The sequence below is a fragment of the Curtobacterium sp. MCJR17_055 genome (genome assembly GCF_003224335.1).
GTDB lineage: Bacteria > Actinomycetota > Actinomycetes > Actinomycetales > Microbacteriaceae > Curtobacterium.
In genome coordinates, this window is the sequence record NZ_QKLF01000001.1 from 503,977 (window position 1) to 530,956 (window position 26,980).

Below are 26,980 nucleotides of genomic sequence, written 5' to 3' on the forward strand. Positions count from 1 at the left end.
GGTCGTCGTGTGGTCAGACAGGACAGCGGCAGCCAAGGCAGCGGCAGCCAGGGCAGCGCCGGACAGCACGGCACAGGACCGCACGACGTCGGACCGCACGACGTCGGACCGCACCACATCGAACCGGGCGACGTCGGACCGGGCGTTGGACGTGGCGGCGGGGTCCGCGCATGGGCATGACCGGCGTCGTGGTCCGTGCTGTGGCGGGAGCGGCCGCCGTGGGGCTCGCGGCATCGACCGCAGCGGGTGTCGTGGTCGCCCGCAAGGCCGTCCATCCGCGTCCGAAGCGGACCGTGACCGTCCTCGACGTGGGTCCCGCGGGCGTCACCGTGCCGGCCGACGAGCAGACCCGGTGCCCGGGCGTGTACCGGGTGTACTTCGGGGACGACGAGCACAGCGTCCTGCTCGGTGACGTCCGCACCGACGACGGCGAGCGGGTGTGCCGCGCGGTGCTCGACGCCCCCGCGACGCTGCCGGCCCCGGGTGACGAGCTGCTCTGGACGGGGTACCTCCTCGACGAGCCGACAGCCGTGTCGCCCGACTCCGCCCAGGTCACGATCACGGCGGACGGCTCGGACCGACCGGCCTGGCTCTTCCCCGTTCCCGGGGCGACGACGTGGGCGATCCACGTGCACGGCATCCACTCCAGCCGGACCGCCGTCCTCCGTGGCGTCCCCGACACCCTCGACGCCGGCATGACCTCGCTCGTGATCGGGTACCGCGGCGATGTCGAGGACGACCGTGGACTGCCGGCGACGTTCGGCTCCGACGAGTGGCACGACCTCGACGCCGCGATGCGGTACGCCGTCGACCACGGTGCGGAGCGGCTCGTCCTCGTCGGGTGGTCGATGGGGGCGACGATCGCGATGCACGCGGCGAGCGACTCCGCACTCCGGGACCGCGTGGACGCGATGGTCCTGGTGTGTCCGGCCCTCGACTGGTTCACCGCGCTCCGGTGGGGCGCGGTGAAGGCCGGCTTCCCGGGGTTCCTCGGCGTGCTCGGCGCCGGTGCGCTCACGCTGCCGGGACTCTCCCGGCTCGCCGGCATGCGGACGCCGATCCCCCTCGGACGGATGCGACCGCGGCCGCCGGTCGGGGTCCCGCTGCTCGTGATCCACAGCGTCGGCGACCGGGACGTGCCGATCGACGCCTCGCGGCGCTTCGTCGCGGCGGCGGGACCGGCGGCGACCCTGGTGGAGGTCGCGTCCTGTCCGCACGGCTCGGAGATGAACCGGGACCCGGACCTGTTCCACGGGTCGGTGCGCCGGTTCCTCGCACGCGTGGCGGCACGGTCGGCGGATGTGGACGCGGCCGTGTCCACGGAGCACGGCGGCACCGCCAGCTGACACGGCGTCCTCCGACCGAGGCGTCGGCCTCGCCGGTCAGCTGCGGTCGACTGCCCGGTCGAGCCACGCGACGAGGTCCGCGACCACCTCGTCACGGTTCGTCTCGTTGTAGACCTCGTGCCGCGCCCCCTCGTACACGCGCACCGTGACGTCGGAGAGCTGACCACGCCGCCGGTACGCCCGCGCGAGCAGCTCGACGGACCGGGGCCCGCCGAGCGAGTCCTCGGAGCCGACCTGCAGCAGCATCGGCAGGTCGTGCGGGATCGCCCGGCGCGGGACCCCGAGCAGCCGGAGGGTGTCCGGCAGCCCGAACAACCCGAGCACGTCGGCCTCGACCGCGAGCGGGTCGACCCCGACGGCGTCGATGACCGCCCGGTCCCGGGTGAGCCACTCGTGCTTCGTCGGACCGGACGCCGCGTGCCGCCGGTTGAGGTCCCCGCCGTTCATGAACCCGGGCAACCGGAGCGCGGTCGCCGACAGCACGACGCCCGCGTACCGCTCCGACGAGGTGTTCACGATCCGCTGGGCCATGAGCGACCCCCACGAGTGTCCGAGCAGCACGACGGGCAGCCCGGGGTCGCCGTCCATCGCCACGGTCGTCATCTGCTCGACCGCCGCGATCGCCGCCCGCAGTCCACCCGGGCCCAGGCGTCCGAGCTTCCCGTGGTCGCCGTCCCACTGTCCGAGACCGGTCCGGCCGTGGCCGCGGTGGTCGGTCGCGTGCACGGTCCAGCCGGCGCGCACGAGGTCCTGGGCGAGCGGCTCGTAGCGCAGCGCGTGCTCCCCGACGCCGTGCGCGATCTGCACGATGCCCTTCGCCCTGCCCGCACGCCAGGTCGAGTAGACGATCTCGACGCCGTGTGCGTCGGTGAACGAGGAGTCACCTCGGGCAGCGGAGAAGGTGGGCACGGCGTCATCCTGGCAGACGTCGCACCTGTTCATCCGTCGTTCACGCGCACCTTCGGGTACCGGCCTAGCGTTCCGCGCATGGACGTCCTCGTCACCGTCGTGCTGGTGATCGTGGTGGCCCTCGTGTTCGACTTCACGAACGGGTTCCACGACACCGCGAACGCCATGGCCACCTCGGTGGCCACGGGTGCTCTCAAGCCCCGCACCGCCGTCCTCATCTCCGCCGTGCTGAACCTCGTCGGTGCGTTCCTCTCCACCGAGGTGGCGAAGACCGTGTCACAGGGCCTCATCCGCGAAGGAGAGGACGGCATCCACATCACCCCGACGATGGTCTTCGCGGGGCTCGTCGGCGCCGTGCTCTGGAACCTCGCCACGTGGTACTCCGGCCTGCCGTCGTCGTCCACCCACGCCCTGTTCGGCGGGCTCATCGGGGCGTCGGTGATCGGTGCCGGGCTGGACTCGGTCGACTGGGCCACGGTCGTCTCCAAGGTCGTGCTCCCGGCGCTGCTCTCCCCGGTCATCGCCGGGGTGATCGCCCTCGTCGCGACCTACCTGGCCTACACGATCACGAAGAACGCGACCACGCACGGCGCCGCCACCGGGTTCCGGCACGGCCAGACGGTGTCCGCCTCCCTGGTGTCGCTCGCCCACGGGACGAACGACGCGCAGAAGACCATGGGCGTCATCACCCTGACCCTCATCGCGGCGGGCTACCAGGGCGCGGGGACCGCCCCGGAGCTCTGGGTGGTCCTGACCTGCGGGCTCGCGATCGCCCTCGGCACGTACATGGGCGGCTGGCGGATCATGAAGACCGTCGGCAAGCGGATCTCGGACGTGCAGTCCCCGCAGGGGTTCGCGGCGGAGACCAGCTCGGCCGCGACGATCCTCGTGTCCTCGCACCTCGGCTTCGCCCTCTCGACGACGCACGTGACGAGCGGCTCGGTCATCGGTTCGGGCCTCGGCAAGAAGCTGGCCGACGTGCACTGGGGTGTCGTCGGCAAGATCGTCGTGGCCTGGGTGATCACGCTGCCGTCCGCCGCGGTGGTGGGCGGTCTGGCGACGTGGATCGCGTCGAGCTCCACCATCGGGCTGGTCGTCGTGGCGGTGCTGGCCCTGGTCGGCGGGCTCACGTTCGCCGTCCTCGCCCGCCGCAAGCCGATCGGTGCGGACGACGTGCGCGAGGGCGCCCCGGAGCGCGAGTCCGTGGCCGCCGGGAACTGAGGGAGGACCAGATGGACATCGACTTCGGAGCGATCGGCACCGTCGCGGGGGTGGGCTTCGTGGCCGCCGTCGGCGTCGTGCTGCTCTACACGCTCGGCCTGCGCCTGCTCGGCACCGGTCAACCCGCCGACGTCGGCGGCGAGCGCACCCAGTACGCCGAGGAGACCCCGCGCTCGGGCTCGACACCGCGCATGGCGTCCCTCGGTGCCGGCGTCTGCTTCGCGCTCTGCGGCGCAGCCGTCCTGTACGGGATCTGGCTGACGATCCCCCAGTTCCACTGACCGTTCGAGACGCCACCGTCTGCTCGAGACACCACCTCGCACCCGAGACGCCGCCGGTTCCGGCGGCGTCTCGTCCGTCGTGCGGCGTCACCCGGAGACGGGCCCGTCTCCCAGGCAGGCCCGTCTCACAGGCTGGGCAGGCAGACCCGCCTCGCAGGCACGCCCACCCCGCCCGCGGCCCACGTCCCGCGCCCGGCCGGGAGGCCCGCCCCACGGCGCCGCCAGGTGCGGCCTGGCAGGATCGCCGAGTGACCCACCACCGCATCGCGACCACCGCGGACACCGCCGTCGACGTGTTCACCGCCGAACGCCGGCCCGTGCTGACGGTCGAGCCCGGCGACACCGTCACCGTCCACACGCTCGACGCCGCCGGCTACACCGAGCGTCTGCCGGCACCGGGCGTCGACGTGCCGACCCTCATCAGTCCGCGACGAGGCCACTGCCTGCTCGGGCCGATCGCGGTCGCGGGCGCCCGTCCCGGGCAGGTGCTGGCGGTCCGGTTCGACGACCTCGTCCCGGACGACTGGGGCTACACCGGTTCCGGTGGGGTGGACACCCCGCTGAACCGAGCGCTCGGGCTCGCCGACCCGTCGACGCGAGGGCCGCTCCTCTGGGACATCGACGCGTCGGCGGGGACCGCCTCCAACCAGCTCGGACTCGGCGTCCGGACCGCCCCGTTCCTCGGCGTCGTCGGCGTTCCGCCGGAGGCCACCGGCGAGCATGTGACCACCCCGCCCCGGGCCGTCGGTGGCGGGAACATCGACTGCCGCGAGCTCGTCGCCGGCGCCACGCTGTACCTGCCGGTGACGGTGCCCGACGCGCTGCTGACGGTCGGGGACGGGCACGCCGCCCAGGGCGACGGCGAGGTCTCCGGCACGGCCGTCGAGTGCGGCATGACGACGACGATGACGCTGTCCCTGCTCGACACGGCGCCGGTCGCGGGCATCCACGCCGACACCCCGGCCGGGCGCATCACGTTCGGCTTCGACGCGGACCTCAACGCGGCGACGACGACGGCCCTCGACCGGATGATCGACTGGATCGCGGCGGAGCACGGCATCGGCCGCGCCGAGGCGCTCGCGATGGCGAGCGTCGCGGTGAGCATGCGCATCACGCAGATCGCCAACCGGACGTGGGGCGTGCACGCACTGCTCGCACACGACGCGATCCTCACGCAGACCCGCTGACGGACGGGAGGCCCGACGGTCGTGAGCAGGTCTGCTCACGACGATCGGGCCTCCCAGCCGGTCCGCCGGCCGGTGCACGCGCACCGGCTCGAGGCCGCCCGCGCGACCGCACGGAGGGTCGGTGCACGGAGGCGGGTGCGTGAGGGTCAGTGCACGGACGGTCAGTGCGCGGAGTAGCCGCCGTCCACCAGGTGGTAGCTGCCGCTGATGAACGACGCCTGGTCGCTCAGCAGGAAGAGGACGAGCGCGGCGACCTCGGTGTCGGTGCCGAGCCGTCCGGCGGCGTGCAGGGACTCGAGGCCGGCGAGCTCGTCGGCGCTCAGCGAGGACCGGACCAGCGGGGTGTCGATGAAGCCCGGGCCGACGGCGTTGGTGCGGACGCCCTTCGCGGTGTACTCGAGCGCCGCGACCTTCGTGAGCCCGACGAGTGCGTGCTTCGACGCCACGTAGGCCGCGTTGTTCGCGATGCCGACCGAGCCGAGGACCGACGACATGTTGACGACGGCGCCGCCGCCCGACTCGAGGATCGCGGGGATCTCGTAGCGGAGGCCGTAGAAGACCCCGTCCAGGTCGACGGCGCGGACGCGGTCCCACGCCTCGACGTCGTACTCGCCGATGGGCTGCGGGGCAGCACCGATGCCGGCGTTGTTCACGGCGAGGTGCAGTGCGCCGTAGGTGTCGACGGCGAACTGCACGGCACGTTCGTTGTCGGCGGCGAGGGCCGAGTTCGCGGCGACGGCGGCCGCGGTGCCACCGGCCTGCTCGATCTCGGCGACGACGCGCTCGGCCGCCTCCTGCTTGATGTCCGTCACGACGACGGAGGCCCCCGCTGCCGCGAGCTCCTTCGCGATCGACTCGCCGATCCCGCTGCCACCTCCGGTGACGATGGCGACCTTGCCCTCGAACCCGTTCATGCGTCCTGCTCCTCCTGGTGCCTTCCGGCCCGTCTCATCTGGGCAACACCTGTTGTCCAGATGCCCATCGTACGCCTGGCGGTCAGAGACAGCGGGGTGAGGCGGCCCAACTGGTTCGTTCGCTGAACTAATGAGGTAGGCTGACGATCCGTGACCGCCACCGACCCGCTCCCGACCACCGCGCGTCGCCGACCCGCTCCGCACGCCGCACTCGCGACCGACGTCCGTGTGGCCGTGAACCGGCTCTCGCGCACGCTCCGCGCGCAGAAGGCCGACACGTCCGTCACCGACGCCCAGTTCTCCGCCCTCGCCCTGCTGCACCGCGACGGGCCGATGACGCTCGCCGACCTCAGCCGGGCCGAGGGCGTCACGCCCCCGTCGATGACGAAGACCGTGGACGTCCTCATCGGTCGCGGCCTGCTGACGAAGGACGACCACGGGGACGACCGACGCAAGGTGCTGCTCTGCCCGACCCCGGCCGGCGCAGAGCTGGTCGCCGAGACCCGGCAGCGTCGTGACGACTGGCTCAGTCCCCGGCTCACGGCCCTCACCGCGGCGGAACGACGGACCCTCGCCGCCGCCACGGACGTCATGCGGAAGCTCGCCGCCCGGTGAGCGCCGTGTTCCGGTCCCTCTCGGGACGCAACTACCGCATCTGGTTCGCCGGCGCCCTCGTGTCGAACATCGGCACCTGGATGCAGCGCACCGCCCAGGACTGGATCGTCCTCACCCAGCTGACCGACGACGACGCCGTCGCGGTCGGCGTCACGATGGCGCTGCAGTTCGGTCCGCAACTGCTCCTGCTGCCCTGGACCGGGTTGGTCGCGGACCGTTTCGACCGGCGTCGCATGCTCATGGTGACCCAGGGCCTGATGGGACTGCTCGGGCTCGGACTGGCCGTGATGGTCCTCACCGACACCGCGACGCTGTGGACCCTGTACGGCTTCGCCCTCGCACTCGGTGTCGTCGCGGCGTTCGACACCCCGGTCCGACAGGCGTTCGTGTCCGACGTCGTGACGGGCGAGAACGTGTCGAACGCCGTCGCGCTGAACTCGGCGTCGTTCAACGCCGCCCGGCTCGTCGGCCCGGCGGTCGCGGGGGTCCTCATCGCGGCGATCGGCTCCGGGTGGGTGTTCGTCATCAACGCGGGGTCGTTCCTCGCGGTGCTCGTGGCCCTGCGCTTCGTCGACCCACGGCAGCTCGCCGACCGCCCGCGGGCCGCCCGCGGGAAGGGGCAGCTCGTCGCGGGGTTCCGGTACGTCCGCACCCGGCCGGACATCCTCGTCGTGCTCGCCATGGTCTTCGTGGTCGGCACCTTCGGCGTGAACTTCCCCATCTTCACCTCGACGATGGCGCGGGTGGAGTTCCACCGGGGTGCGGGTGACTTCGGGCTGCTCAACTCGGTGATGGCGGTCGGCTCGGTGCTCGGCGCCCTGCTCGCGGCACGACGCGACGCTCCCCGGATGCGCACGCTGGTCCTCGCCGCCGGCGGGTTCGGCCTCGCCTGCACCGCGGCCGCCCTCGCCCCGACCTACTGGGTCTTCGCGGTCCTGCTCGCCTTCGTCGGCCTCGCAGCCCTGACCTTCATGACCACGGCGAACGCCCTCGTGCAGACCACCACGACCCCGGCCATGCGGGGCCGCGTGATGGCGCTCTACATGGCGATCTTCGTCGGCGGCACCCCCGTCGGCGCTCCCGTCGTCGGTGCCGTCGCCGACGCCTGGGGACCGCGGTGGGCGATCGTCGTGGGCGCGCTCGCGGGCTTCGTCGCGCTCGCCATCGCCGTCCTGTGGCTCGTCCGGTCCCAGCACCTCCGGCTGCGGTACGACGCCGACGCACGTCTGCACCTCGCCGTCACGCGGTCGACACCGGTGGTCGGGACGCGGGCGAGCCGAGCGGCCGTGCGCCGGGACCTCGAGCACGACGAGGTGGTGGCGGACCGGTCGAGCGCCGTCTGACCTGACCTGGCCCTGGCCCTGGCCCTGGCCCGGATTGGCCCGGCCCGGTCCGGCCCGGTCCGGCCCGGTCCGGCCCGGTGTCAGCCGACCGGTTCGGGTGCGGCGAACACGCGGGCGTCCAGCGCCGCCGTCACCGTCTCCGCGGCCAGCGCGAGCCGCGCTCCGGCGGACCGGGCGGCGTCGACCGCGGTGTCCGGCGTCAGGGTCTCGAGCTCGGCGCGGGCATCGCCGAACGCCCGGACCTCGGCCGCCAGGTGCACGCCGACGAGGTCGTCGAGGCACTCCTCGCTGCGGCGGGTGAGGAAGAGGAGCGAGCGCGGGCTGTGCGCGTCGAGGAGCAGGAACGTGGCCGCCTCCGAGGACGTCGTGCCGCGCCGGTGCTCGCGGTGGAACGCCTCCCCCGCACCGCAGGCACGCAGCGCGGTCGTCCACGACGCCGCCGAGGCCGGGTCGAGGAGGTCGGACGCGAGCATCCGCGCGGTCACCGTCAACCGGGTGAGCGAGCGACCGAGGGTGAAGAACTCCCACACCTCGTCGCGACTGGCGTCCCCGTCGACGACCCCGACCGCGAGGGCGCTCCGTTCGCGGACCCAGCCGAGGAACTCGTGCGCCCGCTCCCCCGCGATCTTGCGCGGCAGCCGCGACCGCGTCGTGTTGAGGCAGTCCCACAGCTCGGTGGAGACGACGTCACGCGCACGACGCGCGTCGTCCCGGGCGACCGCCACCGCAGCGGCGATGGAGGCCGGTTCGTGGCGGTCGAGCGCCAGGGCCTCCAGGGTCGCGTCCGGACCGAGGTCCGCGTCCTCCGGCACGGTGGCGCCGACGACGCCGCGGAGGCTCCGGCCGATCGAGCCCGTCTCGGCCGCGGGGTCCCGGCGCGCGAGGTGCACGTCCAGCAGACGCGCGACGACGTCCGTCCGCTCGACCGCGCCCCCGACGCTGTGGACGCTCCGCGCGAGTCGGTTCAGCACGGCGACTCCTGCATGCGGCGAACCTACTGACCGCGCGTTGCCGGGGTGTTTCGGGATGACGTCCCGAGTGTTGCAGACCGTCGCTCGCTTCGTTCCCTGGACGGTGGACGTGCATGTGACGCGCTCGCTAGACAAACTAACTAGACCGTCTAGCATTGATCCCATGACTTCCGAGGTGACGACAGCAGCCCCGGGTTTCTGGTACGGCGAGGACTCCCGGGTCGACGCGGTGGACGTGCTGAACGCGCTGCGTCGGTACCGCACTGCCGAGAGCTCCGCCCAGCGTCGTGTGCGTGAGGAACTCGGGATCGGTGAGAACGCGTTGATGGCCCTGCGGGTGCTCGTCGACGCCGAGACGTCCGGCCGGACCGTCAACTCGAAGGAACTCGCGGAGCGCCTCGGCATCACCGCGGCGTCGACGTCGGCGCTGGTGGACCGGCTCGTCCGTTCCGGTCACGTCGAACGGCACGCTGACCCGGCCGACCGGCGTGGGGTCATCCTCACCGCCACGGGTCGCTCGATGCGTCGGGCCCTGGCCGTCATCGGGGACCTGGACTCCCGTGCCGTCGAGGTCGCGCAGCACCTGCCCCCGGAGGACATGGCCGTGGTCGTGGCCTTCCTGCGCGAGATGGCGGGCGCCGTCGACGAGTCCGCGGACCACGACGAGCACTGACGTCCGTGTCGCGACACGTCCCGCCGTACGCTGAGGGCATGCGCGAGCCCGAGGACGACATGCCCGCGGCCGAACTCGACGCGCGTGCCCGGGCAGATGCCGCACTGCGACGCATCCGGGACGGCGCGGATCCCGCGCAGGAGGCCTTCACGCTCGCGAACACCCTGAACGACGAGTCCGTGGGCCGGGTCGCCCGACGACTCCGGCAGGTGTTCCGCCGGTCCTGACGGTCGTCAGAACGCGGTGCCGACCGCCGCGATGTCGTCCCCGCCGTGCCCGGCAGCGCTGGCCTCGGCGTAGACCCGGCCGAGTGCGTCGAGCAGGGTGGTGTCGACGCCGGCATCCCGAGCTGCCTCGGTGATGAGAGCGATGTCCTTCCGCAGACCGTCGAGGGCGAACTGCGCCGGGAACTCCTGCGCGATCATCGCCGCGCCCTTCGTGTGGGCGTAGGCGGAGTCGCTCGCCGACCCCTCGATCGCCTGGAGGAACAGCTGCGGGTCGAGGCCGAGTGCCGAGGCGATCGCCAACGACTGCCCGGTGGCCGCGGTGATCGACGCGATCCAGGCGTTGGCAGCCAGCTTCAGGGCAGTCCCCTGGCCGACCCGGTCGCCCGCGTGGACGACCTTGGCGCTGACGGCATCGAGCACGGGCTCGACGACGGACACCGCGTCGGGATCGCCCGCGACGAGCATGGTCAGCTTGCCCTGCTCGGCCGGCGCCTTCGTGCCGAGCATCATGGCCTCGACGAGGGTGATGCCGTACTTCGCGGCGAGCTGCACGACGGTCTCCGTGCCCGGCACGCCGATCGTCGACGCCTGCACCCACACGGCATCTTGCGGCGCATCACCGGCGGCCTGCTCGAGGACGTCGACCACTGCGTCGGTGTCGAACAGGGTCAGCAGCACGACCTGGGCATCGGCGACCGCGTCCGTGACCTCTGCCACGACGGTCGCGCCGAGGTCGGCGAGGGGTCGCGCGCGCTCCGTCGTGCGGTTCCACACCGTGACGTCGTGCCCTGCGCGGAGCAACGACTGCGCGACACCCGCTCCCATCGCTCCGGTTCCCAACACCGACACGCGCACCGTGGTCTCCTCACCGCGTGGCCCGAGCGCCACGACCAGGTCGACGGTACGCCGCTCCGCGGGGCGGCGTCCCGGTCGGCTCGAGCCAGGACGGTGGGGTCGAGGCAGAGCGGCGGGGTCGGGCCCCGCGCACCGCAGGGTGCGCACCGCCGGATGCGCGCCGCCGGGTGCGCGCCGCCGGGTGCGCGCCGCGGGTCAGGACCGGATGACGCCGCTCGTGGTGATCCGGTCGAGCTCGACGGCGATCGCGTCGACGACCGCCTTGGTGACGGCGTCGACGACCGCCTCGACCAGGGGCAGCTGCTCACGGCTGACGGGGTACTCGCGCGCCAGAGACGCGCGGAGGCGGGCGGGGATCCCGTCGATCACGGCGATGAGGTCCGTGGGGACGGGTGAGGCGGGAGGAACCGGCGCGACAGGAGGGGTCGCCTGGGCGGGCGCGGTGGGCTCGGCGGGCGCGGTGGGCTCGGCGGGCGCGGTGAGCACTGCAGGGTCCGTGAGCACTGCGCGGTCCGTGAGCACTGCGCGGTCCGTGAGCACTGCGCGGTTCGTGAACACTGCGGGGTCCGACGTGCTCGGACCGGCCAGTCCAGCGGGGGCATCGAGTCGGACCGGAGCGGCCGGTGCACCAGGTACGCCCGGTGCGGACACTGCACCGCCTGACGGACGACCGGCAGCGGGAGTGACGCCGGCCGCGGCCGTTCGCCGGGCGATCGCGTCGAAGAGCGGCGTGGAGGACACAGCGGACCTTTCCCGAGGAGGAGTCGGATGTCCCGCCGATGTCGGTGCCGGCGAGTGGGACCGAGCATAGTGCGCGTATTTCACATCTGCAATACCCGGCGCCCGCAACTCACCCGGCGGCGGCGACCACGTCCAGGACCGCACGCCCGTAGGACTCGAGCTTGGCCGCACCGACTCCGGAGATCTCGGACAACTCGTCGAGGTCGGACGGTCGTACCGCGGCGATCCCGCGCAGGGTGGCGTCGTTGAACACGACGTACGCCGGGACCCCCTGCTCGCGTGCCTGTCCGGCTCGCCACTGTCGCAACGACTCGAACAGCGGCATGGCCTCCTGCGGCATGTCCGACACGACGGCTCGGCGGGAGCGACCGACACGCGGCGCCTTGACCGGGTCGCGACGCATCCGGACCTCGACCCGTCCGGCCAGGACGTCGGCGCTGGTCGGGCTGAGGACGAGCGTGCCGTACCCGTCGCCGGAGACCGCCACGTACCCCTGTGCCAGGAGCTGGCGCGCGACGGCCTTCCAGTCGGCGTCGGACAGGTCCTGGCCGATGCCGAACGTCGCGAGGGTGTCGTGCCGGAGTTCCTGCACGCGCGGCGATTGCTTGCCGGTGAGGATGTCCACGAGGTGCGCCACCCCGTACCGCTGCCCGCGCTCACGGTCGAGCCGCACGATCGTCGACAGCAGCTTCTGTGCGGGCACCGTGCCGTCCCAGGACTCCGGCGGCGCGAGGCACGTGTCGCAGTTGCCGCACGGCGTGGACTCCTGCCCGAAGTAGGCGAGCAGTCGCACCCGTCGGCACTCGACCGTCTCGCACAGGGCGAGCATGGCGTCCAGGTGCGCGCTGAGCTGCCGGCGGTGTGCGGCGTCGCCCTCGGACTGGTCGATCATCCGGCGCTGCTGCACGACGTCGTTCAGGCCGTACGCCAACCACGCCGTCGAGGGCAGTCCGTCGCGGCCGGCACGACCGGTCTCCTGGTAGTAGCCCTCGACCGACTTCGGCAGGTCGAGGTGCGCGACGAAACGGACGTCGGGCTTGTCGATGCCCATGCCGAACGCGATCGTGGCGACCATGACGATGCCGTCCTCGCGCAGGAACCGGGACTGGTTGCGCTCACGCACCCGGGCGTCGAGGCCGGCGTGGTACGGCAACGCGGCGATCCCCTGGTCGACCAGGGCGGCAGCGGTCCGCTCGACCGAGTTGCGGGAGAGGCAGTAGACGATGCCGGCGTCCCCGCTGTGCTCGGTGCGGATGAACGTCAGGAGCTGCTGCAGGGCGCCGGTCTTCGGCTCGATGCGGTACTGGATGTTCGGCCGGTCGAAGTCGGCGACGAAGTGGGCGGCGTCGTCGAGTCCGAGCCGGGCGGAGATCTCGCGGTGGGTCTGCGGCGTCGCGGTGGCGGTCAGGGCGATGCGCGGCACGGTCGGCCAGCGCTCGTGCAGGATGCTCAGCTCGAGGTAGTCCGGCCGGAAGTCGTGCCCCCACTGGGCGACACAGTGTGCTTCGTCGATGGCGAAGAGCGCGATGCGGGCCCGGTCCAGGAGCGCGCGCGTCGACTCGATCCTCAGGCGCTCCGGAGCGAGGTAGAGCATGTCGACCTCGCCGGCGACGATCGCGCGCTCGACCCGAGCACGTTCGTCCGGCGCCTGCGTGGAGTTGAGGAACGCGGCCCGGACGCCGTTCGCGGCGAGGGCGTCGACCTGGTCCTGCATGAGGGCGATGAGCGGCGAGACGACGACGCCGACGCCGTCGCGCACGAGCGAGGGCACCTGGTAGCACAGCGACTTGCCGCCGCCGGTGGGCATGAGGACGAGGGCGTCCCCGCCGGCGACGACACGGTCGATGATCGCGGCCTGCTCCCCGCGGAAGGCGTCGTACCCCCAGACCCGGTGCAGCACGTCGAGGGCAGCGGAGCGGGTGCCCGCCGACTCGGGCGCGGGCGCGGTGGGACTCATGCGACGAGCCTACGGCCGGGGGCCGACACCACCGGACTTCTCCACAGTCACCGCTGCGGACGTGGCGTGACCGGCATCGGCATCGGCATCGGCATCGGCGGACGCACCGACACCCTCGTCCGGGTCGGCACCGGCGCCGACCCGCACCGGCTCCCGCACCGAGTCGCCGGGGGTGACCGACCCGTCACCGAGCGCCGGCGCACCGGACCAGCCCGGGCCTCCCGGCCGGAGCCACTGCCGACCGCCCGCCCAGGGCGGCACCGGTCCACGGAACCGCGGGGCCTCCTGTCCGGGGAACCGACGGTCCAGCTTCCGCCAGTGGGCCACGAGCTCGACGAGTCCCCAGTACCCGAGGGACGACGCCAGCGTGACGACGAAGCCCTGCCACGAGCCCTGCGAGCCTTCGCCGGTCAGGTCGATCTCGGACCAGCCCGGCGCCTGCAGCACGAAGATCATGATGTTGTTCAGCGCGTGCTGGAGGACCGTCGCCTCGAGCCCGCCGGTCCGGAGCACGATGACCGCCGCGACGAGCCCGAACGAGCCGACGTCGAGGATGCCCCAGATGTTGTACCCGTTCGGGACGTGCAGGACGGCGAACAGCAGCGTCGAGACCCCGACGGCGACCACGGTGCTGACGACCCGCACCGGGATCCACGAGCCGATGGTCTGCATGAGGAACCCGCGGAAGACGTACTCCTCGGCCGCCGCCTGGAACGGCACGAGCAGGACGACCAGGAGGATCGTCACGGTCAGCGTCTTGACCGACACGGTGGACTGACCGATCGCGGCGGTGTTCCAGTGCAGCCCGCCGTCGAACGCGAACATGCCCCACGACTGGAGCAGGAACATGATGATCCCCAGCACCAGCAGCGGCAGCAGGCACCACCCGAGCCAGCCCCACCGGATCCGTAGCCGGATCGAGGACAGCAGCCCGTACGGACCGAGCCGCGCGATCCTCATCGACAGCATGATCGCCGGCAGGAGCACCACGAGGGACACGAGCGACATCGACAACACGAGCGGGTCCGTCGGGTCGAGCGCCCCCTCGGACAGCTTCGCCAGCAGGTCGTTCAGCCCCTCCGGGCCGCGCTGCACCCCGATCGGCACGAGGTAGGCGATCGCGATGACGATCTGCGACAGCACGTAGAAGCCGAGGAAGACCGCCAGGGCCACGAGCGGACGCCACCACCGCCAAGCCGCATCGACACGGGGCAACCGGTGGTAGGGAACGCTCACGCCGAGCAGGGTACCGGTCCGGGCAGGATGGGACCCGTGATCACCGTGCTGCTCGGCCTCGCCGGCGCCGTCGTCTACGGCGCCGCGGACTTCCTCGGCGGCCTCGCGTCCCGCCGGGCACGGGCGGTGTCCGTGACGGCGGTCGCCGCCGCCGTCGGTCTCGCGCCGCTCCTGGTCGGACTCGCCCTGCTCGGCGGTCGCTTCGGCGGCGAGGCCGTCCGATGGGGCGTGGTGGCGGGGGTCTCCGGCGGCGTCGGCGTGCTCCTCCTGTACGCGGCGCTCGCGACCGGACCGATGAGTGTCCTGTCGCCGCTGACGGCGGTCTTCACCGCGGTCGTGCCGGTCGCGGTCGCCCTCCTCCGCGGCACGGTGCTCTCCCCGCTCGGGGTGGTCGCGCTCGTCGTGGCGGGCGTCGCCGTCGTCCTCGTGGCGGCGGTGCCGGACAGCGGTGGTGCCCGCCTGACCGCCCGCGGGGTCGTCACGGCAGCAGCGGCGGGGTGCGGGCTCGGCGGGATCGTCCTGGCGTACGACGCATCACCGACGGACGCGGGCGTCGCGACGCTCGTGGTGGCGCGGGTCGTGCAGGCGGTCCTGCTCGGTGCGGCGGCGCTCGTGGTCGTGCGGCTCCGGCCGGGAGGCCCGCCACACGACGCAGGGTCGGCCGGCGGCCCTGCCGGCGCCGGGTCCGGTGCCGTGCGGTCCGGACCGGGCCGGGCGCTCGTGCTCGTGGTGGTCGGGTGCGGGGTCCTCGACGCCGTCGCCAACCTGTTCATCCAGGCGGGCCTGCACTCGAGTGACGACCCGTCGACCCTGCCGGTGATGAGCGTGCTCAACGCGCTCTACCCGATCGGGACGGTCCTCCTCGCCGGGCTCGTGCTCCGTGAACGGCTCACCGCGGTGCAGGCGACGGGCATCGTGCTGGCGTTCGCCGCATCCGTCGGGCTCGCCCTGTCCTGAGAAGACTGCGAGGAATCGTCAGACTCCGGCCGCGTCCGCTCGCTCGACTCCGGCCGCATCCGGCCCCGGACCCGCATCGTCGACGACGAGCCGCTTGCCCAGCGAGACCGCCTGGTCCGGCGCGTACCCGAGGGTCTCGTAGAAGGCGATCACCTGCTCGTTCCCGGCGCGGACCTGCAGGTTCAGCTTCGGGCACCCCATGTCCGTGAGCAGCCGCTCGAACTCGGCCATCATCGCCCGTCCGAGCCCGCCGCCCTGCAGGTCCGGGCGCACCGCGAGGTAGTTCACCCAGCCCCGGTGCCCGTCGAAACCGGCCATGCCCGCGGCGACGACCTCCGGGGCACCCCCGGCAGCGCCCTCCGCGACCAGGAACAGCTCGGGCTGCACGGTGAGCTTGCGTGCGATGTCCCGACGGGGGTCGTTCCAGGGTCGGACGAGCCCGCAGGACTCCCACAGCGCGACGACGGCGTCGGTGTCCTCGGGACGGAACGGGCGGATGAGGTGCTCCATCTCCACCACGGTAGCGGTGGACCGCCCTGTGGATGATCCCCGCAGCGAGCCGTCGCCGTGGTCTGATAGACCTACTGCGCCGTCCACACGAACCGGAGCCCCAGTGACCTCTCACGACACGCTGCCGACGCGACGCGACGCCCGCGACGCGGCCGATGCCGAGCGGCCCCGGCGACGACGCCCCCGCCAGACCGTCTTCGGCGCGCTCGTCGCACTGCTCGCGGAGCTCCTCATCATCGCGGGAGCGGGCACCGGGCTCTACGTGGTGTGGACCGCCTGGTGGACGGACGTCGTCGCCGTGAACGAGCAGAGCGCCCTCGTGGAGACGCTCGGGCAGCCGGAGACCAAGAAGGCCGTCGGTCCGGAGCACCGGGACGAGGCACCCGTGCTGTCGGAGCCGCCGGGGCTGTCGACCGTGTTCGGCACCATGCAGATCCCCCGCTTCGGCGCGGACTACACGCGTCCGATCGGGGAGGGCACGGACCGCGAGCAGGTCCTCAACACGATCGGGCTCGGGCACTACCAGGACACCGCGATGCCCGGGGCCGAGGGCAACTTCGCCGTCGCCGGTCACCGTGTCACCTACGGCAAGCCGCTCAACCAGATCGCCGAGATGCAGGACGGTGACTCGATCGTCGTCCGTGTCACGGACGCGGAGAAGGAGTTCGACGTCTGGTACGTCTACAAGGTGACCGACAGCCAGATCGTCACGCCGGACAAGATCGAGACCATCGCTCCGGTGCCGAACAAGCCCGGGGTCGAGCCGGGCGCCGAGGACCGCTGGCTCACCCTGACGGCCTGCCACCCGATGTGGTCCGCTGCCGAGCGGTACATCGTGCACGCGAAGATGGACTACTGGATGCAGGCGTCGGACGGCACGCCGAAGGAACTCTCGGAGACGGCCAAGTGATCTTCCCCCTCGTGTGGCGCCTCCTGCCCGGCCCCACTGCGCTCAAGGTGCTCGAGCTGCTCGTGCTCCTGGTCGCGATCGTGTTCGTCCTCTTCACGTGGGTGTTCCCGTGGATCGCCGCCGACATCCTGCCGCCGCCCGACGGCACCGTGGACGCACCCCACTCCCCCTGACCGGCGGACGATCACCGGGCGCTGACTGGAGAGCGCTGACCGGCCGGCGCTGACTGGTCGGCGCTGACCGGCTGGCGCTGAGCGGCTGGCGCTGAGCGGCTGGCGCCGACCGGGTTGCCCGACAGGGGTCCGGCAGGTCAGACGGTGGTGGTGACGCGGGAGCCGCCTTCGGGCGTGCGTCGGACGGCGATCCGCTCGGGGATCCGCTGCTTGAGCTCCTCGACGTGGCTCACGATGCCGACCTGCCGTCCGCCCGCGGTCAGCCGTGACAGCTGTCCGATGACGTCGTCCAGGGTCTCCGGGTCGAGGGTGCCGAACCCCTCGTCGACGAACAGCGTGCCGAGCGACACCCCGCCCGCCTCCGCCTGCACGACGTCGGCGAGCCCGAGCGCCAGGCACAGCGAGAACGTGAAGGTCTCACCACCGGACAGGCTCCTCGGGTCCCGGGTGCTGTCCGTCAGGTGGTCGCGGACCGCCAGTGCCAGGCCGGTCCGCCGGGCTCGGGTTCCGGTCTCCCGTTCGTCCGACGTCTCGAGTGCGAACCGTCCGGCGAGCATCGCCCGCAGCCGGTCGTTGGCTGCTGCGACGACGTCCTCGAACCGCCGCATGAGCACGTAGGTCCCGAGCGTGATGCCGGTCGGGTTCGCGGTCGGTGCCGCGGTGGCGATGTCGGCGAGACGGACCACCGCGCGGCTCTCGGCGCTCGTGGTGTCCCGTGATCGGACCGCCCGTGCGAGGTCGGCGGCGCACCGCTCCGCAGCGGCGGCACGCTCGGCCGCGGCTGCTGCGGCTCGGGTGGCGTCGTCGAGGGCGGCGGCAGCGGCATCCCGGGCGCTCCGGGCGGCGTCGAGGTCGAGCACGACGCTGCCCTCGCCGTCCTCGCGCGCCGTCGTGGCCGCCAGGTCCTCCGCTGCCGCGACCACCGCCGGCTCCGCGAGTCCGGCCTCGACCACGGCCAGCTCCCGGTCCGCGGCGGCCACGAGCCCGCGGAGTCGATCCGCCTCGGTGCGGTCGAGGGCGGCGGCCCGTGCGGAGCCGACGTCGGTGAAGCCCTGCGCCTGGACGGCGGCGTCGACCTCGGCCTTGCGGTCGGCGACGTCCCGCTCGGCGGCGGTCACGCGGTCGTCCAGGTCCGCCACGGTACGGAGCACGGCGGCCACGGCCTCGACCCGTCCGACCAGGCCGGCCAGGGTCTCGTCGACGCCGGGGTCGATGGCGGTCCTCGCTTCCGACCCGGCACCTGCTGACTCGGCCTCGATGGCGACCGCGAGCACGGCCTGTCTCGCCGCCTGAACGCGCTGCTCGTCGTCGGCGATGCGAGCGCGGTCTCCGTCGACGCGGTCGGCGAGGATCCGACTGCGCGTGACGAGGTCGTGGTGGTCCTCCTCGAGCGACCGGGTCACCCGGTCGTGCGCCTGCAACCGATGCTCGTGCTCCTCGACGGCGTCGGCCGCGGCACGGGCTGCGTCAAGGCGGGCCTCCGCCTCGCTGCGCTGCCGAGCCACGGACGCGTCGTCGTGGTCACCGACGGCCTCGGTGAGGCGGACGAGCTCGGCACTGGAGACGGCGTGCTCGGCCGTCGCGGCGGCGAGGGCGCGCTCGGCGTCAGCGCGGGACGCAGCGGCGCGGTCGATCTGGTCGGCGCTCGGGTGGTCCTCCTGCGGCTGCGCCACGGCCGGGTGCTCGACCGCACCGCAGACGGGGCAGACGTCGCCCGGGGTCAGCGCCGCGCCGAGTTCACCGGCCAGGCCGGCGATGCGGCGAGCCCGGAGGTCGTTCTCGACCGAGAGTGCGCCGGACGCGGTGGCGGCCGCCTCGCTGACGGCGGCTGCGGTGTGCGCTGCGGTGTCGGCAGCGGCGGCCCGTGCGGCGAGCAGACGCGCGAGTTCCCGTGCGGTCTCGACCGCGCGTGCAGCAGCATCGGCATCGGCCGCGGTGTCGGCTGCCTGGCTCGCCGCGAGGACGATCGCGGCACGCTCGTCCGGCCGGGCAGCGAGTGCCTCGGCGGCGGTACCGATCCGGGTGCGCGTCCGTTCGAGCTCCTCGACCGCGGTCCCGACCGCGACCGTCCGGTCGGCGAGGGTCCGCTCGAGCTCGACGAGGTGCCGGACGTCGGCGAGGACCGCCGCGAGCCGGTCGTGGGTCGCCCGGGGTGCCGGATCGGTGACCTCGTGCCGGTCGCGGACCGTCGAGCGCTCGCCCACCAGCGCGGTGAGGCGGTCCTCCGCCGAGGCGGCGCCGTCCGCGACCGCCACGACCACGGCGGCGTGGTCCGCGAGGACGAGGGCGGTCCGGTGCTCGGCGACGGCCTGCACTCCGGCGGCGATGGCGTCCTGGCGGGCGAGCAGGTCACGGCGCCGGTCGACGGCCGCCTGGCGCGCGGTCAGGTCCTGCAGGTGGGCGACGGTGTGCTGTGCGGTGGCCGCGGCGCGGGCGCGTGCGTCCTCGTGCGCGGCCGCGGTCCGGTGCAGCACGGCCACGACGTCGCCGGCGGTCGACTCGTCGGCGTCGTCGTCCCCGGAGGCCTGGCTGAACCGGCCGAGCGCGTCGCGCACCCGGGCGTCCGCCGCCTCGACCTCGGCGACCGCAGCCCGTCGCCGCGCCGCGAGTTCGTCGGCGGTCCGGTCGTAGACCGCGGTCCCGAAGAGCGACTGCAGGAGCTTCCGACGGTCCTCACCGGGAGCGCGGAGGAACTTCGCGAACTCCCCCTGGGGCAGCACGACGGTCTGCAGGAACTGGTCGCGGTTCAGGCCGACGACGCGGGCGACCTCGGCGCCGATCTCCGGCGCCCGGTGGGACAGCGGTTCGCCGACCAGGTCCGACGGGTCGGCGAGTCGCCAGAGCTGCGCGGACGCCTGCTGCCGGATCGTGCCGCTCCCCCGTTGCTTCGGACGGTCGTAGGGCGGCGTGCGACGGACGCGGTACACGCCCGCACCCGTCTCGAACACCAGGTCCACGAAGGGCTCGACGGCGGGGTCGGCGTGCTGGCTGTGCAGTCGATCGGCACTGGCGTCACTGCCGGCGAGGCCGCCGAAGAGCGCGTACACGACCGCGTCGATGATCGTGGACTTCCCGGATCCGGTGGGACCCTCGAGCAGGAACACCCCGGACGCGGCGAGCGAGGCGAAGTCGATCGAGACGAGGTCCGGGTACGGGCCGACGGCGCGGAGGTCGAGGCGGTGCAGGTACATCAGCGTGCTCCCTGCTCGGCCAGGGCGGCCGCTGCCGATTCGTAGGCGTCGCGCAGGATCCCGAGTTCCACGTCGTCCGGACGGCCGCCGGTGGCGTAGGTCACGAAGTCCGCGGCGACCTCGACCGGGTCGGACGTCGCGCTGACGGCTCGCGCCGGTGTCCGGTCGGGGACGTCTGCGGGCTCGTGCGTGATGGCGAGGGCGTGCGGGAAGCGGTCCTTCACCCGGGCGTAGAGACGCTCCGGGTGCACGGTGTCCGTCACGGCGACCCGCACCCATGCGTCGGCGTGCTCCGCGAACACCCCGGACTCGATCTGGGCGATGCTGCCGCGCACGTCGACGAGCCGGCGCGGTACGGGCGTCGGGAGGAGGTCGACCGTCACGGCCCCGTCGGCCGCGAGCTCGACGAGCGTCACGGACTTGGTGTGGTTCCGCTCGCCGAACGAGAAGGCCAGGGGGGATCCGGCGTACCGGATACGGTCGCCTGCACCGACGCGCTGCGGCCCGTGCAGGTGTCCGAGGGCGACGTAGTCCACGCCGTCGAAGGTGGACTCGGCGACCCGGTCGACGCCCCCGACGCGGATGTCCTGCTCGCTGTCGCTCGGCAGCGCGCCGCCGACGAAGGCGTGCGCGACGACCACCGACCGGGTGCCGGGGCGTTCCGCGAGGTCGCGCCGCACGCGGTCCATCGCCGCGCCGACGACGGCCTGGTGCGAGCGGGCGAGCGGCTCGTCGGGCACGGGCGCGAGCGCGTACCGCACCATGTCGGGCTGGAGGTAGGGGATGCCGTACACCGCGACCGGACCGCCGCCGTCGTCGGTGTCGACCAGCACCGGCTCCGCGAGCCGGGACGGCTCGGCGAGGATCCGGACCCGGTCGCTCATGACGCCCGCACCGAATCCGAGTCGGACCGCGGAGTCGTGGTTGCCCGGGGTCACGACGACGGTCGCCGTCTCCGCGAGGTGTTCGAGGACGTGGGACAGCATGCGGACTGCCTCGACCGGCGGGATCGCCCGGTCGTAAACGTCCCCCGCGACCACCACGAGGTCGACCGACCGCTCGCGGACGACCTGCACGAGGTGGTCGAGGAACGCCGCCTGGTGCTCCAGCAGGTCCGCACCGAGGAGGGTGCGCCCGAGGTGCCAGTCGCCGGTGTGCAGGATCCGCATGTGAGCCACGGTAACGGCCGCCGGGGACATCCCGGACGCCCACGCTGACCCTGTGGAGGACCGGACGACCGCGGGCACCGGTGGACGACCGGCGGCGTACGGTCGGACACATGACCACTCCCGCCGAACTCCTCGTCGAAGCGTTCTCCCGCGTGCCCGAGACCGTCGGACGCGCCGTCGACGGCCTGTCGGAGGACCAGCTCGCGTCCCGACCGGCCGCCGGGGCGAACACGCTCGCCTGGCTCGCCTGGCACATCGCCCGCGGTCAGGACGCCCAGGTCGCCGCCCTCGCCGGTACCGAACAGGTGTGGACGGCGGACGGCTGGGTCGAACGCTTCGGTCTGCCCTTCCCCGCCGAGGCGCTCGGGTACGGCATGTCCCGCGACGACGTCGGTCGCGTCCGCGCGTCGGCGGCACTCCTCACCGGGTACCTCGACGCGGTGCACGCGCGCACGGTCGCGTACCTGCAGACGCTCTCGCCGGAGGACCTCGAGACCGTCGTCGACGACTCGTACGACCCGCCCGTGACCGTCGGTGTGCGGCTCGTGAGCATCCTCGACGACTGCATCCAGCACGCCGGCCAGGCCGGCTACGCCCGGGGCGTGCTCTTCTTCAACCGCTGACGATCCCCGCGACACGCAACCCCGGCGACCTGACGCAACGCCGTCGCGTTGCGCGTCGTCGCCCTCGTTGCGTTCCGCGGGGACGACGGACAGGAGGTGGGCCCCACCAGCAGGTTCCGACACGACGCGCCAGCGGCGTGGCGGCCGTGCCTGGAGGGACGGTACCAGCTGGTACCGGGCCTCCTGTGCGCGCGTGGTCGGGTCAGCGCGCGGCGAGCTCCGCGATGATGCGGTCGCCGGGGCCGCTCTCGACGAGGTCCGCCTCGATCTCCGCGTGCTCGAGGATGCCCTCGATCTTGCGGCGACGGCCGCGCGGGACGATCGTGACGACGGTGCCCTCCTTGCCGGCACGGCCCGTACGGCCGGACCGGTGCATGTACGCCTTGTAGTCGTCCGGGGCGTCGGCCTGCACGACGAGCGAGACGTCGTCGACGTGGATGCCGCGGGCCGCCACGTCGGTGGCGACGAGCACGTTCACGCGGCCACTGGTGAGCAGCTGCAGGTTGCGCGTGCGTCGCGATTGGTTGAGGTCGCCGTGCAGCGACGTCGCGCGGATGCCGGCGTCCTCGAACTGGTCGGCGAGACGCTCGGCGTAGGCGCGGGTCCGGGCGAAGACGATGGTCTTGCCCTCACCGGCGACGAGCTCCTCGAGGACGCGGTCCTTGTCGCGCTGCTCGACCACGAGCACGCGGTGGTCGATGGTCGAGGACGCCTGGTCCTCACCCGCGACCTCGTGCACGCTCGGCTCGTGCAGGAACTCCTCGACGAGCGCTGCCACCTGGGTGTCGAGCGTCGCGCTGAACAGGAGCTTCTGCGCGCGGTTGCCCTGCGGGGTGACCTCGGCCGTCGCGGAGAGGATCTCCTGGACGGGCTCGAGGAACCCGAGGTCGCACATGTGGTCGGCCTCGTCGAGGACGGAGATGATGACCTCGCTGAGGTCGAGCGTCCCCTTCTTCATGAGGTCCTGGACACGGCCCGGGGTGCCGACGATGATGTCGACGCCACGCTGGAGGGCACCCTCCTGGCGGCCGTAGGGCACACCGCCGTAGATCTGCGTCGTGAACAGGCCGACCGACCGGGCGATCGGCTGCACCGTGCGGTCGATCTGCAGGGCGAGCTCGCGCGTCGGGGCGAGGATGAGCGCACGGGGGGCGCGGCCCATCTTGCGCTTCGTGCCGCCGCCGTGCTCCATGAGCTTCTCGACCAGCGGCGCACCGAACGCGATCGTCTTGCCCGACCCGGTGCGGCCTCGGCCGAGGACGTCCTTGCCGGCCAGGACGTCGGGGATCGTCGCCGCCTGGATCGGGAACGGGCTGCTCGCACCGAGTTCGGCCAGCGCGCGGGAGATGTTGCCGCCGATGCCGAGGTCGCCGAAGGTCACGCCCTCGACGTCCGCGGCCACGATCGACTCGGCCTGGAGCTTCTCGAGCTTGACGTCGTCGGCCGGGACGAAGTGGCCGCGAGGAGCGTCGTCACGACGCGGGGCGCGGTCGCGGTCGTCACGGTCGAAGCGACGGGGCGCACGCTCATCGCTGTCACGACGCGGGGCGCGATCGCTGCGGTCGAACGATCGCGGCGCGCGGTCGTCACGGTCGAAGCGACGCGGCGCACGGTCGTCACGGTCGAAACGACGCGGCGCACGCTCGTCGCTGTCACGACGCGGCGCACGGTCATCACGGTTGAAGCTGCGCGGCGCGCGGTCATCGCGATCGAAGCGACGGGGGCCGCGGTCATCGGCGTCACGACGCGGCGCGCGGTCGTCACGGTCGAAGCGACGCGGCGCACGCTCTTCGCTGTCACGACGCGGCGCACGGTCATCACGGTTGGAGCTGCGCGGGGCGCGGTCGTCACGGTCGAAGCGACGCGGCGCACGCTCGTCGCTGTCACGGCGCGGAGCACGGTCGTTACGGTCGAACGAACGCGGCGCACGCTCGTCGCGGTCGAACCGACGAGGAGCACGGTCGTCGCTGTCACGGCGCGGAGCACTGGGCCCCTGCGAGCCGGTTCCGGCGCGACGCGGAGCCTGCGGAGCGTCGGGACGGCCGTGCGAGTAGGGAGCGTTGCGGTCGAACGAGCGCGGCGCACGCTCGTCGCGGTCCGAACCGCGCGCGGGGCGGCCCGCACCGCGCGGCTCCCACGCAGGGCGGCTGCCGCGGCTGTCGCGCGGCTCCCAGTTCGGGCGCTCGCCCGAGGACGGACGGGAACGACGCTCGTCGGCGTCCCAGCGCTGCTTCTGGCGGGGAGCCGTCGGCTCGGCAGCGCGGAAGCCGCGGTGCTTGGCGCTGCGAGCGGCAGGGGTGCCGTTCGGGTGGCGCGTGCGGTCGGTGCGGTCGGCGCGGGAGTTCGCGCCCTTGTCGTACGGGGCCATGTGTTCTTTCCGGGGTGCAGACGTACCACGCAGCCCGGCAGCGACATCGGCGGGGGCGGCTCGTGGAAAGGGGGTTCATCGCAACGTCGATCGACGCGATTCCAGCCCTCGAACTACACAACACCCAAACACGTCCGCGGCTCGCGGCCGCGGTGTCGAAGGCCGACCGATCAAGCATACGCGACCCGGCCCCGTCAGACCAGCCCCGTCGACCGGTGGGATCGGAGGCGGAAGTGGGACGGGCCTCCCGGCGGTCGGGTCAGGACTCGGCGAGCCGCTGGCGCTGCTCGGCCACGTCGAAGTCCGCCGCGGGCCACGAGAGGTGCATGTCCTCGAGGGCGCGCAGCAGGAGCTGCTGGATGGCGAGACGGGCGTACCACTTGCGGTTCGCCGGCACGACGTACCACGGGGCCTCCGGTGTCGCGGTGCGGTCGAAGACCACCTGGTACGCGTCCTGGTAGTCGTCCCAGAGCAGGCGGTCGTCGATGTCGCCCGGGTTGAACTTCCAGTGCTTGTCCGGCCGGTCGAGGCGGTCGCCGAGTCGTTCGCGCTGCTCGTCCTTCGAGATGTGCAGCATCACCTTGATGATCGTCGTGCCCTGCTCGGTGAGCCGGCGCTCGAAGTCGACGATCGCGCCGTAGCGCCGTTCGATCTCGTCCGGTCCGGCGAACTGCCGGACACGCTGGACCAGCACGTCCTCGTAGTGGGAGCGGTCGAAGACGCCGAGCTGTCCCGCGTCCGGCAACTGCCGTTCGACGCGCCAGAGGAAGTCGTGCTCGCGCTCCTCAGCGGTGGGGGCCTTGAAACCCGCGTAGCGCACGCCGTTGGGGTCGACCGCGCCGACCACGTGGGACACGATGCCGCCCTTGCCCGCGGTGTCCATCGCCTGCAGGACGAGCAGCACACGGCGCTGGTCCCCCGCCGTCGCCGCTGCCCAGAGCCGTTCCTGCAGGGCCGCCAGGCGGGAGGCGCCCGCGGCGAGCGCTTCCAGCCCGTCGATTCTGCGGCCCGGGAACCCCGGGGTGGCGTCGGGGTCGACCGTGTCGAGCCGGAACCCCGAGCCGACGCGCAGGAGCGGCTCGGGGTCGGCGTTCCAGGACTTCTGACGGCTCACGGGTCCTCCTGCGGATCTCGCGTCCATCCTGGCACCCCCACCTGCCCATGTACCGTGGCTGGCGATGAAGTCCGGCCGCCGTACCCTGCTCGCGCTCGTCGCCGCGGCCGCGGTCGTCGGCGCAGCGGCGTCGTGCACCGTCGACGGGACCGGGGACGGGAACAGCACCGTCACCGCCGACCCCGTCATCTACCCGCTGTCGTTGGAGTACCACGGCATCGACGTCGTGCCGGACGTGCCGTACGGGCAGGACCCCCTGCAGCAGCTCGACGTGTGCCTGCCGGCCGACAGTCCGCCCGAGAGCACGTCCACGCCCACCCCGATGCCGACGCCGACCGCGCCGGCATCCGAGGAGCCGGACCGCGTCGAGGTCGGTTCGCGCCCTGCCGTGATGATGATCCACGGCGGCAGCTGGTCCCACGGCGACAAGGCCACGGCGGCGTACCGGTCGGTCTGTCAGTTCCTGGCGTCCGAGGGGTTCGTGACGTTCAACGTCGACTACCGCCTCGCACCGACCGACCCGTTCCCGGCCGGTCTCGACGACGTCCGTCGCGCGCTCGACTTCGTCTTCCGGCCGACCACCATGCAGACGTACGACGTCGACCCGGACCGGGTCGGGGTGTTCGGTGGCAGCGCCGGCGGCAACCTGGCCGCGCTCCTGGCCGTCGAGGACCACGAGTCGAGCGCCTACGCCGACGGCTCCCGCATCCGGGCGGTCGTCGACCTGAGCGGGCCGACCGACCTCACGGTCCGGTCCACCGGTGCTGAGGGGGTCGCTGCCTCGTTCCAGCGGAAGCAGTTGCTGTACCTCGGGTGCGAGTCGTACCGGTCGTGCCCGGCGGCCGGACGAGCGTCGCCGATGTACCAGGTGACGCAGGAGACCGCGCCGTTCTTCATCGGGCACTCCACCGACGAGTTCATCCCGCTGTGGGAGTCGCAGCGCTTCGCGACGACCCTGCGCGACCACGGCGTCCCGGTGACGTTCGTCGCTGTGCAGGGGTCGGCGCACTCGATCGCGCAGCTCGACCGGGCGATGAGCCGGCGGGTCACGGCGTTCCTGCGCGACAACCTGGGCTGACGCTGACGCTGACGCTGACGCCGGCGCCGTCCGGCCCGGCTGACCGTTCCCCGGGGTGACGTGCTCCGGGGTGACGTGCCCCGCACGGGTGGCACCCGGAGCGGGACTGTCGATGATGTCGACGGATCGTCAGGCTTGGCGGGTGACGCACCCCTCGATCTCCGCCCCGGCCACCTCCGCCGTGCGTGCCCGCACCGGCAGCTGGACGTCGGTCCGCACCGCCGCGGAACTCCTGCTGGGGCTCTCCTTCTTCGTCACGGTGGCGTCCGGTTGGTACGGCGCTGCCGTCGGGCAGGCAACCGTGGTCACACCGGTCGCGGCGGTCGTGTTCCTCGTCACCGTGACGTGCGTGCTGGTGTCCTGGTTCCGCGAGCTCGACCAGGACTCCGACGGCCGCTGACACCGTCTGCG

The 26,980-nt window shown here is 72.9% G+C and carries 26 protein-coding genes; 14 read left to right on the plus strand and 12 right to left on the minus strand.

Annotated elements, in window-relative coordinates:
* The first annotated feature begins 170 nt into the window (after nt 1–170).
* Nucleotides 171–1,346, plus strand: a complete 1,176-nt coding sequence (locus DEJ16_RS02375) for a S9 family peptidase (RefSeq protein WP_110823541.1) — start codon at nt 171–173, stop codon at nt 1,344–1,346.
* A 36-nt stretch (nt 1,347–1,382) separates the two neighbouring features.
* Here the strand turns inward: DEJ16_RS02375 and DEJ16_RS02380 are convergent, their stop codons facing one another.
* Complete coding sequence (locus tag DEJ16_RS02380) at nt 1,383–2,255, minus strand: alpha/beta hydrolase (RefSeq protein ID WP_110823966.1); 873 nt, start codon at nt 2,253–2,255, stop codon at nt 1,383–1,385.
* 78 nt (nt 2,256–2,333) lie between these two features.
* On the opposite strand from DEJ16_RS02380, the gene DEJ16_RS02385 reads away from it, so the two are divergent.
* The 3 genes from DEJ16_RS02385 (at nt 2,334) to DEJ16_RS02395 (ending at nt 4,944) form a co-directional block, all read left to right on the plus strand.
* The gene (locus DEJ16_RS02385) at nt 2,334–3,476 is read left to right on the plus strand and encodes an inorganic phosphate transporter (RefSeq protein ID WP_110823540.1); all 1,143 of its coding nucleotides are present in this window, start codon (nt 2,334–2,336) and stop codon (nt 3,474–3,476) included.
* 11 nt (nt 3,477–3,487) lie between these two features.
* Nucleotides 3,488–3,757, plus strand: coding sequence for a hypothetical protein (locus DEJ16_RS02390; RefSeq protein ID WP_110823539.1), 270 nt, complete (start codon nt 3,488–3,490; stop codon nt 3,755–3,757).
* A gap of 248 nt (nt 3,758–4,005) precedes the next feature.
* Complete coding sequence (locus DEJ16_RS02395; RefSeq protein WP_110823538.1) at nt 4,006–4,944, plus strand: acetamidase/formamidase family protein; 939 nt, start codon at nt 4,006–4,008, stop codon at nt 4,942–4,944.
* 161 nt (nt 4,945–5,105) lie between these two features.
* Here DEJ16_RS02395 and DEJ16_RS02400 read toward each other — a convergent pair whose 3' ends face one another.
* Nucleotides 5,106–5,858, minus strand: coding sequence for an SDR family NAD(P)-dependent oxidoreductase (locus tag DEJ16_RS02400; RefSeq protein ID WP_110823537.1), 753 nt, complete (start codon nt 5,856–5,858; stop codon nt 5,106–5,108).
* Nucleotides 5,859–6,008: 150 nt separating this feature from the next.
* Between DEJ16_RS02400 and DEJ16_RS02405 the strand changes: the two genes are divergently transcribed.
* Together DEJ16_RS02405 and DEJ16_RS02410 are read left to right on the plus strand one after the other, a co-directional pair.
* Nucleotides 6,009–6,473 (plus strand): MarR family winged helix-turn-helix transcriptional regulator, encoded by a 465-nt coding sequence (locus tag DEJ16_RS02405; RefSeq protein ID WP_110823536.1) that lies wholly within the window; start codon nt 6,009–6,011, stop codon nt 6,471–6,473.
* Nucleotides 6,470–7,816, plus strand: a complete 1,347-nt coding sequence (locus tag DEJ16_RS02410; protein ID WP_110823535.1) for an MFS transporter — start codon at nt 6,470–6,472, stop codon at nt 7,814–7,816. The genes DEJ16_RS02405 and DEJ16_RS02410 overlap by 4 nt, the downstream gene beginning before the upstream one ends.
* Nucleotides 7,817–7,896: 80 nt before the next feature.
* On the opposite strand, the gene DEJ16_RS02415 is transcribed toward DEJ16_RS02410, so the two are convergent.
* Complete coding sequence (locus DEJ16_RS02415; protein WP_181419418.1) at nt 7,897–8,787, minus strand: alpha-E domain-containing protein; 891 nt, start codon at nt 8,785–8,787, stop codon at nt 7,897–7,899.
* A gap of 163 nt (nt 8,788–8,950) precedes the next feature.
* Between DEJ16_RS02415 and DEJ16_RS02420 the strand changes: the two genes are divergently transcribed.
* Nucleotides 8,951–9,460: a MarR family winged helix-turn-helix transcriptional regulator gene (locus tag DEJ16_RS02420; protein WP_110823533.1), complete on the plus strand. Its 510-nt coding sequence runs from the start codon at nt 8,951–8,953 to the stop codon at nt 9,458–9,460.
* Between the two features lie 38 nt (nt 9,461–9,498).
* Nucleotides 9,499–9,687 (plus strand): hypothetical protein, encoded by a 189-nt coding sequence (locus tag DEJ16_RS02425; protein ID WP_110899798.1) that lies wholly within the window; start codon nt 9,499–9,501, stop codon nt 9,685–9,687.
* A gap of 6 nt (nt 9,688–9,693) precedes the next feature.
* On the opposite strand, the gene DEJ16_RS02430 is transcribed toward DEJ16_RS02425, so the two are convergent.
* The 4 genes from DEJ16_RS02430 to DEJ16_RS02445 all read right to left on the minus strand — a co-directional run bounded on the left by DEJ16_RS02430 (nt 9,694) and on the right by DEJ16_RS02445 (nt 14,476).
* Complete coding sequence (locus tag DEJ16_RS02430; RefSeq protein WP_284175850.1) at nt 9,694–10,575, minus strand: NAD(P)-dependent oxidoreductase; 882 nt, start codon at nt 10,573–10,575, stop codon at nt 9,694–9,696.
* A 162-nt stretch (nt 10,576–10,737) separates the two neighbouring features.
* Entirely contained in the window at nt 10,738–11,100 is a 363-nt protein-coding gene (locus tag DEJ16_RS02435) for a hypothetical protein (RefSeq protein ID WP_110823531.1), read from the minus strand.
* Nucleotides 11,101–11,392: 292 nt separating this feature from the next.
* On the minus strand, nt 11,393–13,240 hold the full coding sequence (gene recQ, locus DEJ16_RS02440; protein WP_110823530.1) for a DNA helicase RecQ: 1,848 nt from the start codon (nt 13,238–13,240) through the stop codon (nt 11,393–11,395).
* 9 nt (nt 13,241–13,249) lie between these two features.
* Complete coding sequence (locus tag DEJ16_RS02445; protein ID WP_146232787.1) at nt 13,250–14,476, minus strand: CPBP family intramembrane glutamic endopeptidase; 1,227 nt, start codon at nt 14,474–14,476, stop codon at nt 13,250–13,252.
* A gap of 36 nt (nt 14,477–14,512) precedes the next feature.
* Here DEJ16_RS02445 and DEJ16_RS02450 point away from each other — a divergent pair, with 36 nt between their 5' ends.
* Nucleotides 14,513–15,433, plus strand: a complete 921-nt coding sequence (locus DEJ16_RS02450) for an EamA/RhaT family transporter (protein WP_110823528.1) — start codon at nt 14,513–14,515, stop codon at nt 15,431–15,433.
* An 18-nt stretch (nt 15,434–15,451) separates the two neighbouring features.
* On the opposite strand, the gene DEJ16_RS02455 is transcribed toward DEJ16_RS02450, so the two are convergent.
* Nucleotides 15,452–15,943: a GNAT family acetyltransferase gene (locus DEJ16_RS02455; RefSeq protein ID WP_110823527.1), complete on the minus strand. Its 492-nt coding sequence runs from the start codon at nt 15,941–15,943 to the stop codon at nt 15,452–15,454.
* 103 nt (nt 15,944–16,046) lie between these two features.
* On the opposite strand from DEJ16_RS02455, the gene DEJ16_RS02460 reads away from it, so the two are divergent.
* Entirely contained in the window at nt 16,047–16,853 is an 807-nt protein-coding gene (locus DEJ16_RS02460; protein WP_258365768.1) for a class E sortase, read from the plus strand.
* Nucleotides 16,850–17,026, plus strand: a complete 177-nt coding sequence (locus tag DEJ16_RS15645; RefSeq protein ID WP_181419450.1) for a hypothetical protein — start codon at nt 16,850–16,852, stop codon at nt 17,024–17,026. The genes DEJ16_RS02460 and DEJ16_RS15645 overlap by 4 nt, the downstream gene beginning before the upstream one ends.
* 137 nt (nt 17,027–17,163) lie before the next feature.
* On the opposite strand, the gene DEJ16_RS02465 is transcribed toward DEJ16_RS15645, so the two are convergent.
* Together DEJ16_RS02465 and DEJ16_RS02470 are read right to left on the minus strand one after the other, a co-directional pair.
* Nucleotides 17,164–20,217: an AAA family ATPase gene (locus tag DEJ16_RS02465; RefSeq protein ID WP_110823526.1), complete on the minus strand. Its 3,054-nt coding sequence runs from the start codon at nt 20,215–20,217 to the stop codon at nt 17,164–17,166.
* Nucleotides 20,217–21,386 carry an exonuclease SbcCD subunit D gene (locus DEJ16_RS02470; protein WP_110823525.1) on the minus strand — a complete coding sequence of 390 codons (1,170 nt, stop codon included), beginning with the start codon at nt 21,384–21,386 and terminating at the stop codon, nt 20,217–20,219. The genes DEJ16_RS02465 and DEJ16_RS02470 overlap by 1 nt, the downstream gene beginning before the upstream one ends.
* Nucleotides 21,387–21,496: 110 nt before the next feature.
* On the opposite strand from DEJ16_RS02470, the gene DEJ16_RS02475 reads away from it, so the two are divergent.
* On the plus strand, nt 21,497–22,009 hold the full coding sequence (locus tag DEJ16_RS02475; RefSeq protein ID WP_110823963.1) for a DinB family protein: 513 nt from the start codon (nt 21,497–21,499) through the stop codon (nt 22,007–22,009).
* Between the two features lie 202 nt (nt 22,010–22,211).
* Here the strand turns inward: DEJ16_RS02475 and DEJ16_RS02480 are convergent, their stop codons facing one another.
* Nucleotides 22,212–24,377 (minus strand): DEAD/DEAH box helicase, encoded by a 2,166-nt coding sequence (locus DEJ16_RS02480; RefSeq protein WP_110823524.1) that lies wholly within the window; start codon nt 24,375–24,377, stop codon nt 22,212–22,214.
* A gap of 259 nt (nt 24,378–24,636) precedes the next feature.
* Entirely contained in the window at nt 24,637–25,491 is an 855-nt protein-coding gene (locus DEJ16_RS02485; RefSeq protein WP_258365770.1) for a polyphosphate kinase 2 family protein, read from the minus strand.
* A 64-nt stretch (nt 25,492–25,555) separates the two neighbouring features.
* Here DEJ16_RS02485 and DEJ16_RS02490 point away from each other — a divergent pair, with 64 nt between their 5' ends.
* A complete protein-coding gene (locus DEJ16_RS02490; RefSeq protein ID WP_110823522.1) occupies nt 25,556–26,569 on the plus strand; it encodes an alpha/beta hydrolase in 1,014 nt (337 codons plus the stop codon).
* Nucleotides 26,570–26,711: 142 nt separating this feature from the next.
* Nucleotides 26,712–26,969, plus strand: a complete 258-nt coding sequence (locus DEJ16_RS02495; protein ID WP_110823521.1) for a hypothetical protein — start codon at nt 26,712–26,714, stop codon at nt 26,967–26,969.
* Nucleotides 26,970–26,980 lie beyond the last annotated feature (11 nt).

What these genes read in the sequence shown, in the direction of transcription:
- DEJ16_RS02470 (WP_110823525.1), bottom strand. Translation starts at nt 21,386, where the DNA reads ATGCGGATCCTGCACACCGGCGACTGGCACCTCGGGCGCACCCTCCTC.
- DEJ16_RS02400 (WP_110823537.1), bottom strand. Translation starts at nt 5,858, where the DNA reads ATGAACGGGTTCGAGGGCAAGGTCGCCATCGTCACCGGAGGTGGCAGC.
- DEJ16_RS02425 (WP_110899798.1), top strand. Translation starts at nt 9,499, where the DNA reads ATGCGCGAGCCCGAGGACGACATGCCCGCGGCCGAACTCGACGCGCGT.
- DEJ16_RS02490 (WP_110823522.1), top strand. Translation starts at nt 25,556, where the DNA reads ATGAAGTCCGGCCGCCGTACCCTGCTCGCGCTCGTCGCCGCGGCCGCG.
- recQ (WP_110823530.1), bottom strand. Translation starts at nt 13,240, where the DNA reads ATGAGTCCCACCGCGCCCGCGCCCGAGTCGGCGGGCACCCGCTCCGCT.
- DEJ16_RS02375 (WP_110823541.1), top strand. Translation starts at nt 171, where the DNA reads ATGGGCATGACCGGCGTCGTGGTCCGTGCTGTGGCGGGAGCGGCCGCC.
- DEJ16_RS02465 (WP_110823526.1), bottom strand. Translation starts at nt 20,217, where the DNA reads ATGTACCTGCACCGCCTCGACCTCCGCGCCGTCGGCCCGTACCCGGAC.
- DEJ16_RS02455 (WP_110823527.1), bottom strand. Translation starts at nt 15,943, where the DNA reads ATGGAGCACCTCATCCGCCCGTTCCGTCCCGAGGACACCGACGCCGTC.
- DEJ16_RS02420 (WP_110823533.1), top strand. Translation starts at nt 8,951, where the DNA reads ATGACTTCCGAGGTGACGACAGCAGCCCCGGGTTTCTGGTACGGCGAG.
- DEJ16_RS02480 (WP_110823524.1), bottom strand. Translation starts at nt 24,377, where the DNA reads ATGGCCCCGTACGACAAGGGCGCGAACTCCCGCGCCGACCGCACCGAC.
- DEJ16_RS02390 (WP_110823539.1), top strand. Translation starts at nt 3,488, where the DNA reads ATGGACATCGACTTCGGAGCGATCGGCACCGTCGCGGGGGTGGGCTTC.
- DEJ16_RS02475 (WP_110823963.1), top strand. Translation starts at nt 21,497, where the DNA reads ATGACCACTCCCGCCGAACTCCTCGTCGAAGCGTTCTCCCGCGTGCCC.
- DEJ16_RS02385 (WP_110823540.1), top strand. Translation starts at nt 2,334, where the DNA reads ATGGACGTCCTCGTCACCGTCGTGCTGGTGATCGTGGTGGCCCTCGTG.